The sequence below is a fragment of the Dongshaea marina genome (genome assembly GCF_003072645.1).
In the GTDB taxonomy this organism is placed as follows: domain Bacteria; phylum Pseudomonadota; class Gammaproteobacteria; order Enterobacterales; family Aeromonadaceae; genus Dongshaea; species Dongshaea marina.
Map to the genome: position 1 here is coordinate 3229424 of NZ_CP028897.1, position 15814 is coordinate 3245237.

A 15814-nucleotide genomic window follows, 5' to 3' on the forward strand; every position below is an offset into this window, starting at 1 on the left:
ACATTTCTAACTACTGTAAATAAGTGTATTGCATTAATCGCCGACTATCAGTTGCTGATCATCGATTAACTGCTGAAGGATCTGGGCTTCGCTGAGCCCCGGATACTGTTCGCGGAGATCCACATCCTTCAGGGTTACCGTAACAGCAACCTCTCCGTGCTGCTCACCATCCGGAGAGATCTCAATGACGGTGTCCACATCATTGTCTGAGCCTTCAAAGTTAAACTCCAGATAATCATTGATGTCATCGCCCTGAGGAATAGCCAACACCTGGGAGAGATCGATAACATCCGGATCGGTCAGGTCATAGTCCTCTATCTGGTAATGAGTTACCGCGAGTGAATTATCCTCGGTGATCACAAACTGATCCGCGGCATCACTGCCGGAAAGCAAACTAGACAGCTCAAATTCGATACGCCCGGGGGATGAAATATCTCCATCTTCATCCACTAAATCGTAATGAACGATAAAATCATCCATCCCGGTTCCAATCGGCGTGAAACTATATTGCCCTGTCACAAAATCGAGCTCAAACAGGCCAATAGTGTCACCCTGCAGATTCTGTATTGCCACCTCTGGTTGGCCCTCAAGGTACTCCATTTGGGCAATATTTCCCCCTGAGATGTTTACAGAGTTCACCTGGGTATCTTCAACTAATTCAATGGCACCGTTGGTGATATCTCCTACCAAAGATTCATGGGTGATGGTTGCAATCAAACTATCAGCCAGCTGTGAAGCATTATTAACCATGATAACCTCTGATGGATCGCCCCCGGCCATAGCCAGTAGTGCCTGATTCGACATATTCGACGCAATCCCTACCGACCAGTTATTCTCAAATACATCGGCATTTTCTCCAGTCAAATTCGCACTCATCAGGTCGGTCAGATCATCAGGATCTCTGTTACCCCGGGTCGGCTGGCCATCCGAGATAAAATAGAGCTTGCCGTGCCCCTGTTCGAACTCTTGCCGGTGGCCATTATCCAGATAGCTATTGATCGCCAGAGCCGCCTGCTCATAGTTGGTCATTCCTGATGCGCGCAAACTATCCAGCCACTGGGTCAATGGTGTGATATCCGCCTCATCCTGACTGTTGGCCTTAGCAATCACTATTGCCCCCGACCCCCCATTCGGATTGGAACTACCGGCAAAGGTGAGACCATGGAACACCACATCCCCCGAAACGGCATATTCCTTCACCATAGCTTCGATCGCTTCAGTCGCAACCTCTAGTCGGTTCCCCCACATCGAGCCGGAAGTATCTAACATCACCAACAATTGGTAGGGTTCTGACTCAACGGCAACACCGATCTCAAGCACATCCCCCAGCTCAGGAACTGAGTCCTGAATACTCACGGTAAGAGTTGCGGTATCAAGCTCCATGCCCCCTCTGTCACTAATGATTACATTCAGATCGAGATCGAGCAGGTTCTCACCTTGCACTGGCAGGTGATCCAGAGGCTGATACAACTCAACCTGCGCTCCCACTGTCTCACCCGAGGCATCCAGTGTCACCTCAAATACAGGATCATCTACATGCTGGGTATAAGTGGTCAAAGTCATACCATCGGGAGAGATCTGATACTGTAAAGGATCTCCGGAGGCGGTAAGTCCTGCCAACACACTCCCCTGGGCCACCGTTAAATCAAAGCTGATAGCCGGAGCTCCCGACTCAAAGCTGCCAGAGTCAATATCCCTGTCCAGATCAATGTCAGACTCTTCAACCATTAGTCGCAAATTCTGTAATGCGTCATCATCAACTATCAGGGTTTCAACACTGACCGGCAGTCCAAGCTGCGACTCTGCACCCTGGGTATGGATAATTTCTACCCGATAGGTTTCCCCACTCTCGAATAGATAGTCATCGATGATCGCCACAGTAAATTCGATGCGAGTTTCGCCTGCAGGGATGGTTATTTGAGCGACGCCCTCAGAGTAATCGACGCCCTGACCACTGGCCGTTCCCGGCAGATAGCCCAGGGTAACTGTCACCACTTCATCAGCCGCTTCACTCAGGGTGATGGTATAGCTAGCTTGTCCATCGGGCTCACCAATCGATTCTGTCCCGCTGAGGGTCACCAAGGGGCCATCCAAATCGCGACCACTGTCATCGACTATCTGTGTGGTGACCTCCGTTTGAGCCCCCAGGGCAGACTCCCCGCCGGAGGTGCCGGTCAGGGTCACCTGATAGCTCTCACTCTGTTCTGACAGCGCATCATCGGTAATTGCCACCGTAAACTCGGCTCGAGTTTCGCCTGCAGGGATGGTTACCTGAGCCACGCCTTCAGAGTAATCCACGCCCTGACCGCTGGCCGTTCCCGGCAGATAGTCCAGAGTCACAGTCACCGCCTCATCGGCGGCTTCACTTAAAATGACGGTATAGCTGGCACTACCATCAGACTCACCAATTGACTCAGTACCGCTGAGGGTCACCACGGGGCCATCCAGATCGCGACCACTGTCATCGACTATCTGTGTGATGACCTCCGTTTGAGCCCCCAGGGCAGACTCCCCGCCGGAGGTGCCGGTCAGGGTCACCTGATAGCTCTCACTCTGTTCTGACAGCGCATCATCGGTAATTGCCACCGTAAATTCAGCGCGAGTTTCGCCTGCAGGGATGGTTACCTGAGCCACACCCTCAGCATAATCCACGCCCTGACCAATGGCGGTTCCTGGCAGATAGCCCAGAGTCACAGTCACCGCCTCATCGGCGGCTTCACTCAAGGTGACGGTATAGCTGGCACTGCCCACTGATTCATCAATCGTTTCAGTGCCTGATAAGGTAATAACCGGTCCATCGAGTTTACGGCCCGAGTCCTCGACAATATCGGTTTCAATTGAGTATTTCCTTTCATGAAGCCGTGACTCGCCACCCGAGGTTCCCATCAACTGAACAGTAAAGGTTTCATTGACTTCACTCAGGGCATCATCAGTAATTGCAACTTTCACAGTCGCAACCCGCTCCCCAGCAGGGATCGTAACCTGAGCTACCCCATCGCTGTAGTCAACTCCTGAGCCACTGGCAGTTCCAGGCAGATACCCCAGTTCAACGGAAATATCCTCATCCGCGACCTTGGAGAGACGGACCTTATAAACCGCTTCGCCCTTCGACTCATTGATACGCCCCGGACCTTGCAGTTGCACAACAGGACCATCCAGATCTCCCCCACCATTCGTATCATCGACTATTTCTGTGGTCACACGGGTTTGGGCCCCGAGGGCAGACTCCCCGCCGGAGGTGCCGGTGAGGGTAACCTGATAGCTCTCGCTCTGCTCTGACAACGCATCATCGGTAATTACCACGCTAAATTCGGCGCGGGTTTCGCCTGCAGGGATGGTTATTTGAGCGACGCCTTCAGCGTAATCAACGCCCTGACCGCTGGCCGTTCCCGGCAGATAGTCCAGAGTCACAGTCACCGCCTCATCGGCGGCTTCACTCAAGGTGATGGTATAGCTGGCACTCCCCGATGACTCACCAATTGACTCAGTACCGCTGAGGGTCACCTGCGGGCCATCCAGATCGCGACCGCTGTCATCGACAATTTCGGTAGTAACACTGGTTTGGGCACCGAGAGTTGACTCCCCGCCGGAGGTGCCGGCCAGGGTCACCTGATAGCTTTCACTCTCCTCTGACAGAGCATCATCGGTAATTGCCACAGTAAACTCGGCTCGGGTTTCGCCTGCAGGGATGGTTACCTGAGCCACACCTTCAGCGTAATCCACGCCCTGACCGCTCGCCGTTCCCGGCAGGTAGTCCAGAGTCACAGTCACCGCCTCATCGGCAGCCTCACTCAAGGTGATGGTATAGCTGGCTTGTCCATCGGACTCACCAATCGATTCGGTACCGCTCAGGGTCACCACGGGGCCATCCAGCTCTTGCCCACTGTCATCGACGATCTCAGTTGTCACACTGGTTTGGGCACCGAGGGCTGACTCCCCGCCGGAGGTGCCGGTCAGGGTCACCTGATAGCTTTCACTCTCCTCTGACAGAGCATCATCGGTAATTGCCACAGTAAACTCTGCCTGGGTCTCCCCTGCAGAGATGGTCACCTGAGCGACGCCTTCAGCGTAATCCACACCCTGACCACTTGCCGTTCCCGGCAGATAGCCCAAAGTCACGGTCACCGCTTCATCTGCCGCCTCACTCAAGCTAATGGTATAGCTGGCGCTCCCCGATGACTCACCAATCGATTCAGTGCCACTCAGGGTCACCATGGGACCATCCAGCTCTCGACCGCTGTCATCGACTATTTCTGTGGTGACACTGGTTTGCGCACCAAGAGCTGACTCCCCACCGGAGGTGCCGGTCAGGGTCACCTGATAGCTCTCGATTGCTTCGGACAGGGCATCATCGGTAATTACCACGCTAAATTCGGCGCGGGTTTCGCCTGCAGGAATGGTTATTTGAGCCACACCCTCAGAGTAATCCACGCCCTGACCACTCGCCGTACCTGGCAAATAGCCCAGGGTGACCGTCACCGCCTCATCGGCGGCTTCACTCAAAATGATGGTATAGCTGGCGCTCCCCGATGACTCACCAATCGACTCAGTACCGCTCAGGGTCACCTGCGGGCCATCCAGATCGCGACCACTGTCATCAACTATTTCTGTGGTCACACTGGTTTGAGCGCCGAGAGCTGACTCCCCACCAGAAGTAGCGGTCAGGATCACCTGATAGCTCTCGCTCTGCTCTGACAGCGCATCATCGGTGATCGCCACAGTGAACTCTGCCTGGGTCTTTCCGGCTGGAATCATCACCTGAGCCACACCCTCAGAGTAATCCACGCCCTGACCACTAGCCGTTCCTGGCAGGTAGCCCAGAGTCACAGTCACCGCCTCATCTGCAACTTCACTCAAGGTGATGGTATAGCTGGCACTGCCCGATGACTCACCAATCGATTCAGTGCCACTCAGGGCCACCATAGGGCCATCCAGCTCTCGCCCACTGTCATCGACTATTTCTGTGGTGACACTGGTTTGAGCGCCAAGAGCAGACTCCCCACCGGAGGTAGCAGTCAGGGTCACCTGATAGCTTTCTGTTGCTTCAGACAGCGCGTCATCGGTAATTGCCACGCTAAACTCAGCTTGGGTCTTTCCGGCTGGAATCGTCACCTGAGCGACACCTTCAGCGTAATCTACGCCCTGACCGCTAGCCGTACCCGGCAGATAATCCAGGGTGACGGTCACAGCCTCATCGGAGGCTTCACTCAAAATGACGGTATAGCTGGCACTGCCCGAGGACTCACCAATCGATTCTGTCCCGCTGAGGGTCACCAGCGGGCCATCCAGCTCTCGCCCACTGTCATCGACTATTTCTGTGGTCACACTGGTTTGAGCGCCGAGAGTTGACTCCCCGCCGGAGGTGCCGGCCAGGATCACCTGATAGCTTTCACTCTGCTCTGACAGAGCATCATCGGTGATCGCCACGCTAAACTCTGCCTGGGTCTCCCCTTCAGGAATGGTCACCTGAGCCACACCCTCAGAGTAATCAACGCCCTGGCCACTAGCCGTTCCCGGCAGGTAGCCCAAAGTCACGGTCACTGCCTCATCAGCCGCTTCACTCAAGGCGATGGTGTAGCTGGCTTGCCCATCGGACTCACCAATGCTTTGGGCTCCGGATAGGGTGACGTTTGGACCATCCAGTTCATTCCCACTATCTTCCACGATTTTAGTCACCTGACTACGCTTACTGCCCAGGCGAGCCTCACCTCCTTCCACATCGGTAAGCTTAACTCTAAATTTCTCTGTCCCCTCACTCAGGGCATCATCGGAGATCGCTACGCTGAAATCTGCCTGGGTTTCTCCTGCGACAATTGTAACCTCAGCAACCCCCTCGCTGTAATCGACTCCCCCACCGCTGGCGGTTATCGGCAGATACCCCAGGCTAACCACCACATCTTCATCGGCCGCTTCACTCAAAGTGATGGTGTAGCTGGCTTGTCCATCAGACTCCCCGATGCTTTGGGCTCCGGACAGGGTAACACTTGGACCATCCAGATCATTCCCTCGATCTTCGACGATTTTGGTCAGCTGGCTACGCTTACCTCCGAGGCGAGCCTCACCCCCTTCCACATCGGTGAGCTTAACTCTGAATTTCTCTGTCCCCTCACTCAGGGCATCATCGGTGATCGCAACGGTGAAATCTGCCTGGGTTTCTCCTGCCGCAATCCTAACCTGGGCCACCCCCTCGCTGTAATCAACTCCCGCACCACTGGCGGTCAGTGGCAGATATCCCAGGCTGACCACCACATCTTCATCGGCCGCCTTATTCAGTTTCACCTGGTAGTGAGCCTCACCATCGGACTCACTTACCCGGCCATCACCGGAAAGACTTACCTTAGGCCCATCGAGCTTACGACCCGTATCTTCGATAATCTGGGTTTCTACCGAATGCTTGCTCCCATGCAACCTGGACTCACCACCCGAGGTTCCCGTCAGGGTAACGCTAAAGGTTTCATTGGCTTCGCTCAGGGCATCATCATTAATTGCGACCTTAACCGTGGCCAACCGCTCACCCGCCGCGATCGTGACCTGGGCAACCCCATCGCTGTAATCAACGCCCGAGCCACTGGCCGTCCCCGGCAAATATCCCAGATCAACGGTGATATCCTCATCGGACACCTTAGAAAGCCTAACCTTGTAGGTAGCTTCCCCTTTTGACTCATTGATACTTGCAGGTCCCTGCAGCTGGATAACCGGGCCATCCAGATCCCCTCCTCCCCGGGTATCATCAACGATTGTTGTTTCAACCAGGGTTTGTTTTCCAAGGGAGGATTCGGCACCCGAGGTTCCGGTTAGCTGAACCTGGTAGGTTTCATCTGTTTCTGTTTTCGCATCATCCTTGATCCGAACGTTAAAGTCGGCACGGGTCTCTCCCGGGCGAATAGTGATCTGAGCGACACCTTCACGGTAATCAACACTGCCTCCTTCGGCCGTCCCCGGCAGGTAACCCAGAGTCACCACCACCTTTTCAACTGCAGGCTCACTTAACAGCACCGAATAACTGGCTTGACCATCCGACTCACCAACCAAACTACTGCCAGTGAGGGTCACCGAAGGTCCATCCAGGTCTCCCCCGCCACGGGTGTCATCAAGAATTGTCGTTGTCACCTGGCTTTGCTGGCCAATAGTGGTCTCAGCCCCGGAAGTCGCCTTTAACTGAACCGTAAATGTTTCATCTTCCTCTGAGAAGCTATCATCAGTGATTGCCACGCTGAACTGAGCTGATGTTTCCCCTTTGGGGATCACAACCTGAGGTGTGCCATTGGTGTAGTCCACACCTGCGCCTTTGGCTGTACCGGGCAAGTATCCCAGGGTCACGGTCACATCCTCATCGGCCGCTTCACTCAAAGTGATTGTATAGCTGGCTTGTCCATCAGACTCCCCGATGCTTTGGGCTCCGGACAGGGTAACACTTGGACCATCCAGTTCACTCCCTCTGTCTTCTACAATTTTGGTCACCTGGCTACGTTTACCCCCCAGGCGAGCCTCACCCCCTTCTACATCGGTGAGTTTGACCCTGAACTTCTCTGTCCCTTCACTCAGGGCGTCATCGGTGATCGCAACACTGAAATCGGCCTGGGTTTGCCCTGCCACAATCCTAATCTGGGCAACACCTTCGCTGTAATCAACTCCCGCACCACTGGCGGTCATCGGCAGGTACCCCAGGCTGACCACCACATCTTCATCGGCCACCTTATTCAGTTTCACTTGGTAGTGGGCCTCGCCATCAGACTCACTGACCCGACCATCACCGCTAAGACTTACCTTAGGCCCATCGAGCTTACGACCCGTATCTTCGATAATCTGGGTTTCTACCGAATGCTTGCTCCCATGCAGCCGCGACTCACCACCCGAGGTTCCCGTCAGGGTAACGCTAAAGGTTTCATTGGCTTCGCTCAGGGCATCATCATTAATTGCGACCTTAACCGTGGCCACCCGCTCACCAGCAGGGATCGTAACCTGAGCTGCCCCCTCGCTGTAATCAACACCTGAGCCACTGGCTGTTCCCGGCAGATACACCAGTTCAACGGTAATATCCTCATCCGCAACCTTGGAGAGCCGCACCTTATAAACCGCTTCGTCCTTCGACTCACTGATACGCTCCGGACCTTGCAGTTGCACAAGGGGGCCATCCAGATCGCGACCACTGTCATCGACAATTTCGGTAGTAACACTGGTTTGGGTGCCTAGAGCGGACTCCCCGCCGGAAGTACCGGTCAGGGTCACCTGATAGTTTTCTGTTGCTTCAGACAGCGCATCATCGGTGATCGCCACCGTAAAATCAGCTTGAGTTTCACCTGCGGGAATGGTTACCTGAGCGACGCCTTCAGCGTAATCTACGCCCTGGCCACTGGCCGTTCCTGGCAGATAATCCAGGGTGACGGTCACTGCCTCATCGGCGGCTTCACTCAAGCTAATGGTATAGCTGGCACTTCCTTCAGACTCACCAATCGATTCAGTGCCACTCAGGGTCACCATAGGGCCATCCAGCTCTCGCCCACTGTCATCGACTATTTCTGTGGTGACACTAGTTTGCGCACCAAGAGCTGACTCCCCACCAGAAGTAGCGGTCAGGGTCACCTGATAGCTTTCACTCTGTTCTGACAGAGCATCATCGGTAATTGCCACAGTAAACTCTGCCTGGGTCTCCCCTACAGGGATGGTCAGCTGAGCGACGCCTTCAGCGTAATCCACGCCCTGACCGCTCGCCGTTCCCGGCAGGTAGTCCAGAGTCACAGTCACCGCCTCATCGGCAGCCTCACTCAAGGTGATGGTATAGCTGGCTTGTCCATCGGACTCACCAATCGATTCGGTACCGCTCAGGGTCACCACGGGGCCATCCAGCTCTTGCCCACTGTCATCGACGATCTCAGTTGTCACACTGGTTTGGGCACCGAGGGCTGACTCCCCGCCGGAGGTGCCGGTCAGGGTCACCTGATAGCTTTCACTCTCCTCTGACAGAGCATCATCGGTAATTGCCACAGTAAACTCTGCCTGGGTCTCCCCTGCAGAGATGGTCACCTGAGCGACGCCTTCAGCGTAATCCACACCCTGACCACTTGCCGTTCCCGGCAGATAGCCCAAAGTCACGGTCACCGCTTCATCTGCCGCCTCACTCAAGCTAATGGTATAGCTGGCGCTCCCCGATGACTCACCAATCGATTCAGTGCCACTCAGGGTCACCATGGGACCATCCAGCTCTCGACCGCTGTCATCGACTATTTCTGTGGTCACACTGGTTTGCGCACCGAGAGTTGACTCCCCGCCGGAAGTACCGGTCAGGGTCACCTGATAGTTTTCTGTTGCTTCAGACAGCGCATCATCGGTGATCGCCACCGTAAAATCAGCTTGAGTTTCGCCTGCAGGGATGGTTATTTGAGCAACGCCCTCAGAGTAATCCACGCCCTGACCACTCGCCGTTCCCGGTAGATAGCCCAGAGTCACAGTCACCGCCTCATCGGCGGCTTCACTCAGAAGGATGCTATAACTGGCGTTGCCTTCAGACTCACCTATCGAATCTGTTCCGCTCAGGGTCACCAGCGGGCCATCCAGCTCTCGCCCACTGTCATCGACGATCTCGGTAGTAACACTGATTTGGGTCCCGAGAGCAGACTCCCCACCGGAGGTTCCGGTCAGGGTCACCTGATAGCTCTCGCTCTGCTCTGACAGCGCATCATCGGTGATCGCCACCGTAAAATCAGCCTGAGTCTCACCTGCAGTAATCGTCACCTGAGCGACGCCTTCAGCGTAATCCACGCCCTGACCGCTGGCCGTTCCTGGCAGATAGCCCAGAGTCACAGTCACCGCCTCATCGGCGGCTTCACTTAAAATGACGGTATAGCTGGCGCTCCCCGATGACTCACCAATCGATTCAGTGCCACTCAGGGTCACCATGGGACCATCCAGCTCTCGACCGCTGTCATCGACTATTTCTGTGGTCACACTGGTTTGCGCACCGAGAGTTGACTCCCCGCCGGAAGTACCGGTCAGGGTCACCTGATAGTTTTCTGTTGCTTCAGACAGCGCATCATCGGTGATCGCCACCGTAAAATCAGCTTGAGTTTCGCCTGCAGGGATGGTTATTTGAGCAACGCCCTCAGAGTAATCCACGCCCTGACCACTCGCCGTTCCCGGTAGATAGCCCAGAGTCACAGTCACCGCCTCATCGGCGGCTTCACTCAGAAGGATGCTATAACTGGCGTTGCCTTCAGACTCACCTATCGAATCTGTTCCGCTCAGGGTCACCAGCGGGCCATCCAGCTCTCGCCCACTGTCATCGACGATCTCGGTAGTAACACTGATTTGGGTCCCGAGAGCAGACTCCCCACCGGAGGTTCCGGTCAGGGTCACCTGATAGCTCTCGCTCTGCTCTGACAGCGCATCATCGGTGATCGCCACCGTAAAATCAGCCTGAGTCTCACCTGCAGTAATCGTCACCTGAGCGACGCCTTCAGCGTAATCCACGCCCTGACCGCTGGCCGTTCCTGGCAGATAGCCCAGAGTCACAGTCACCGCCTCATCGGCGGCTTCACTTAAAATGACGGTATAGCTGGCGCTCCCCGATGACTCACCAATCGATTCAGTGCCACTCAGGGTCACCATGGGACCATCAAGATCGCGACCGCTGTCATCGACTATTTCTGTGGTCACACTGGTTTGCGCACCGAGAGTTGACTCCCCGCCGGAGGTGCCGGTCAGGGTCACCTGATAGCTTTCACTCTGTTCTGACAGAGCATCATCGGTAATTACCACGCTAAATTCGGCGCGGGTTTCGCCTGCAGGGATGGTTATTTGAGCAACGCCCTCAGAGTAATCCACGCCCTGACCACTTGCCGTACCCGGCAGATAGCCCAGAGTGACGGTCACAGCCTCATCGGCCACTTCACTCAAAATGACGGTATAGCTGGCGCTCCCCGATGACTCACCAATTGACTCAGTACCGCTCAGGGTCACCTGCGGGCCATCCAGCTCTCGCCCGCTGTCATCGACTATTTCTGTGGTGACACTGGTTTGGGTGCCCAACGCTGACTCCCCGCCGGAAGTATCGGTCAGGGTCACCTGATAGCTCTCGCTCTGCTCTGACAGGGCATCATCGATAATTGCCACCGTAAAATCAGCTTGAGTTTCACCTGCGGGAATGGTTACCTGAGCCACGCCTTCAACGTAATCCACACCCTGGCCACTGGCCGTTCCCGGGAGGTAATCCAGGGTCACGGTTACCGCCTCATCGGCGGCCTCACTCAAGGTGATGGTGTAGCTGGCTGCACCATCGGACTCACCAATCGATTCAGTGCCACTCAGGGTCACCATAGGGCCATCCAGCTCTCGCCCACTGTCATCGACTATTTCTGTGGTGACACTGGTTTGAGCGCCAAGAGCTGACTCCCCACCAGAAGTAGCGGTCAGGGTCACCTGATAGCTTTCTGTTGCTTCAGACAGCGCATCATCGGTAATTGCCACCGTAAACTCAGCTTGAGTTTCACCGGCTGGAATCGTCACCTGAGCGACGCCTTCAGCGTAATCCACGCCCTGACCGCTAGCTGTACCCGGCAAATAACCCAGGGTGACGGTCACCGCCTCATCGGCGGCTTCACTCAAGGTGATTGTATAGCCGGTGCTGCCCGCTGATTCACCAATCGATTCTGCGCCTGATAAGGTAATAACCGGTCCATCAAGAGCACCTCCCCCCTGGTTGGTATCATCGATGATGGTAGTTTCTATCAAGGTGGTAGCACCAAGAGAGGACTCACCTCCTGAGGTTGAAATCAGCGCTACTTGATAGGTTTCGTCCGTTTCACTCAGGGCATCATCTGTAATGGTTACCTGGAAATCGGCCGAGGTCTCGCCCGCTGCAATCCGAAGTTCAACAACCCCCTGACTATAATCGACACCATTGGCTATCGCAGTGCCACCATCTGGATAGCGGATCACCACTGTAATATCCTCAGCAGCAGCCTGACTCAAATTCACCTGATAGCTGGCCCTGCCTGCAGACTCGCTGATGGAAAGCTCACCAGACAAGGTGACGTTTGGGCCATCAAGCTCCACTCCGGTCGAGGTATCATCTATAATCGAGGTTTCAACTCTGGTGGATTCCCCCAAGGTTGCGAAACCTCCTGAGACTGCCACTATTTCGAGTGAAAGGGCTTCTATCCCCTCGCTCAAAGCATCATCTGTAATAGGGACGGTAAACTCCAGGGAGGTTGTGCCGGCTGGAATAGTGATCAAGGTCAGAGTGTCCCCATAATCAACCCCCCGCCTGAAGCTGAAATGTCAGAGTAATTGAGGGTAACGGTAATCGCTTCACTTGAAGGCTTATCCAGGGTAATGGTATAGGTTGCACTCCCGGCTGATTCATTGATGATCGCAGTTCCGGAAAGAGTCAACTCCGGGCCGATGATGACAAGGGTATCCTCCTCTTCTGATACCTGGGTATCAGGGAGAGAACCAGTATCAAACCCGGCTTGGGCAAGTGTCTCATCTGCATTCCTTGCAATATACTGCCCACCAATATTACTACTGGAGGTCACAGTTTCCCCGGCTGCAGCCTCCTGGAATGCCAGGGTGGGATCAACCCCATCAAGAATCGACTGCTGCAGCTCCTCCAAATCGAAGCCACCATCCGGTTGCAGGTTGAGATCTGGCCCTGGAAGTGAGACGAGTGCTCCTGAAGGAAGATTCAGGATACTATCACCCGCTTGCAACTTGAGTATTGAATCCCCTTCGGTGATGAGCTGAGTACCGGGCAGAAGTGGCTGATTCAGCTCCAGAGGCTCTCGCTGACCAGCCTCGTTCAGGCGATATGCCTGGCCCGACAACTCAACAACCACAAAGTTTTGCACCCCTTCAAACCGACTCATACGAAACCTCTTCCCTGAATATTCGAAAACCAGTCCAACAGCAACCTGGTAACCCGAGCCAAAAAAACAATACAACTAGGATAACAACTCTACAGCAATTTGCAGACCATCTAACTGTTTTAAATCTTAAAAATCAGAGTGATATCACCCGACTTGTAAAAAGATCTCTCCAAACTACTCATTCCAGCCAAAATATCTAAAATGTAATTTTTGGGAACTCTCCAGGGATAATCTATGTTGTACGGTTTTGATATTGGCGGCACCAAAACGGAAATTGCAGTTTATGATGAGGGTCTGAAACTCCGCTTTAACAAGCGCATTCCCACAGTCACAGATGATCTGGAACGACTGATCCAAAACTTGCATCGTCTTATCGACGAGGCATCTCAATCCGTGAAAGCCCCCTCAGGCATCGGAATCGGGATCCCCGGTGTGATCCGAGCAGATGATGAGTCGCTTATCTGTGCTAATGTTCTTTGCCTGGATGGTCAGACTCTGCAACCCATTCTAGAGGAGCAATTCAAGCTTCCGGTACGGATTGAAAACGATGCCAACTGCTTCGTGCTCTCAGAAGCGATCGGCGGTGCAGGTCAGGATTATAAAAACCTGTTTGGCGCAATCCTGGGAACCGGTGTCGGCGGTGCTCTTTGTATCGATAAGACACTCTATCAGGGAGCCAATAACCTTGCGGGCGAATGGGGGCACACCCCACTGCCCTGGTCATTTCATCGACTCACCCAAGACAAGGTACCTGTAGTGAAGTGTGGATGTGGTCTCACCGGCTGCCTGGATAACTACCTCTCCGGCCGGGGCTTGAGTTTTATCGACAAGCACCTCAATGGAACATCTCGAAATGCTGAGGAACTTCTTGTTGAGGCCCGGAAAAATAGACCGGATGCGATCCAGAGCCTCAACTGTTATCTTGAGCTTTTAGCCTGCGCTCTGGGGGCAATCATCAATATCCTTGATCCCGATGCGATCGTGATCGGTGGCGGCTTGTCTAACGCCCCCGAGCTTTATCAAAAGCTGCCCGCGCTTATCGCTAAATACTGCTTGCCCATCAATAAGCCACCAGCAATTTTAAAGGCAAGGTTTGGTGATTCAGGGGGAGTCAGAGGTGCTGCACTGCTCCATTATTCTCAAGCCACAGGATAAAAAAACCAGTATAAAAATTATCGTCTCTGCAAGACGCTGTTACTGTGCTTTTTCTATAAAGGCTTTATACTAGCCAAGATTTTGTTGCGCCAACCAGATAAACATCATGACCATAGATCTCCTGCAACTCCTTCATCACAGCGATGCGCTGTTGATGTTTGTGATCCTTGCCATCGGACTTGCCCTGGGACGAATTCGTATCGGCTCCTTTCAGATCGGCAATACCATAGGCGTCCTGTTCGCCGCCCTGCTATTCGGCCAGATGGGGTTTCATATCAGCCCTAATATTGAGAGTGTCGGTTTCATGCTGTTCATTTTCTGCGTTGGAATCGAAGCTGGCCCTCACTTTTTCAGTATCTTCTTCCGCGACGGGATACGCTATATCGCCCTGACCCTGGTGATCCTGATCAGCGCCGAGGCGATCGCCTTTATCTGCGCCCACCTGTTTAACTTAGGACCAGGCCTGACCGCAGGAATTTTGGCGGGTTCCCTCACCTCGACACCGGCTTTGGTGGCCGCTCAGGATGCACTGCAAAACGGAATGCTCCATGCAACGGGTCACAGTGATATGCAGGCAATCCTCAGTGACATGAGTATCGGCTACGCCCTGACCTATCTTATTGGCCTGGTCGGCCTGATGGTGATGATCCGCTATAAGCCGACCCTGCTCGGCATCGATCTTGAGCATGAGTCGCGCAAAGTCGCCCGGGAGCGTGGGCTAGATACCTCAGGTGAGCAAAAAGTCTATCTGCCCATCATTCGGGCCTACCGGGTTGGTCCAGAGCTGGCGGCCTGGATTGGTGGCCGTACCCTCAGGGAAACCGGCATCTATCCTCATACCGGCTGTTATGTTGAGCGGATCCGCCGTAATGGCATCCTGGCAAGCCCTGCGGGTGATGCGATCATCCAGGAGGGGGATGAAATTGCACTTATCGGCTACCCGGAGAGCCATGAAAAGCTCGATCTCAGCTACCGAAATGGTAAAGAGGTGTTTGATAAGGATTTGCTGGATCGCAAGATTGTCACCGAAGATATAGTGGTCAAGCACAGCTCAGTGGTGGGGCGCCACCTGCGAGATCTGCGTCTCACTGAGCAGGGCTGCTTCCTCAACAGCATTGTGCGCTCGCAGATCGAGATGCCGACTAACCGTGACATCATGCTGCAAAAAGGTGATGTTCTGAAGATCTGTGGTGAAGAGAGCAAGGTTCAGAAGCTTGCCACCAAAATCGGCTTTATCAATGTTCATAGCCAAACCTCAGATCTGGTTTCCTTTACCGGATTTTTTGTACTGGGTCTTTTGATCGGAAGCATCTCTTTGGTGTTAGGCACCCTGCAATTTGGCCTGGGCAATGCGGTAGGCCTGCTGGTCTCGGGGATCCTGATGGGCTACCTACGGGCCAACCACCCGACTATGGGGTATGTTCCGACAGGGGCACTGCGCCTTGCTAAAGATCTGGGACTAACTGTGTTCATGGCCGGCATCGGCTTGAACGCGGGCAGTGGTCTGTTCGAGTATCTGAGTAATCACGGTATGGTGGTGCTGCTATCGGGCCTTGTGGTCTGTATGCTACCCGTCATCTTTGGCTACCTGTTCGGGATTTTTGTGCTCAAGATGAACCCTGCCCTGCTGCTCGGAGCCATTACCGGAGCCAGAACCTGTGCGCCAGCGGTTGAGCTGCTACATGACATGTCTAAGAACAATATCCCCTCACTGGGATATGCGGGAACCTATGCCATCGCCAACGTACTGATGACTCTGGCGGGCTCCATGCTCATTGCCTTGTGGTTTTAGACCC

General features: G+C 54.3%; 4 protein-coding genes. 2 read left to right on the forward strand and 2 right to left on the reverse strand.

Translation table 11 applies throughout. The features are described from left to right. Window positions 1–33: 33 nt before the first annotated feature. Window positions 34–12105, reverse strand: a complete 12072-nt coding sequence (locus tag DB847_RS15200; RefSeq protein ID WP_159084654.1) for a Calx-beta domain-containing protein — start codon at window positions 12103–12105, stop codon at window positions 34–36. A 128-nt stretch (window positions 12106–12233) separates the two neighbouring features. Further along, window positions 12234–12863: a retention module-containing protein gene (locus tag DB847_RS15205; protein WP_108651462.1), complete on the reverse strand. Its 630-nt coding sequence runs from the start codon at window positions 12861–12863 to the stop codon at window positions 12234–12236. A 234-nt stretch (window positions 12864–13097) separates the two neighbouring features. On the opposite strand from DB847_RS15205, the gene DB847_RS15210 reads away from it, so the two are divergent. Together DB847_RS15210 and DB847_RS15215 are read left to right on the forward strand one after the other, a co-directional pair. Beyond that, a complete protein-coding gene (locus DB847_RS15210) occupies window positions 13098–14018 on the forward strand; it encodes an ROK family protein (protein ID WP_108651463.1) in 921 nt (306 codons plus the stop codon). 106 nt (window positions 14019–14124) lie between these two features. Further along, a complete protein-coding gene (locus DB847_RS15215; RefSeq protein WP_108651464.1) occupies window positions 14125–15810 on the forward strand; it encodes an aspartate:alanine antiporter in 1686 nt (561 codons plus the stop codon). The last annotated feature ends 4 nt before the right edge of the window (window positions 15811–15814 follow it).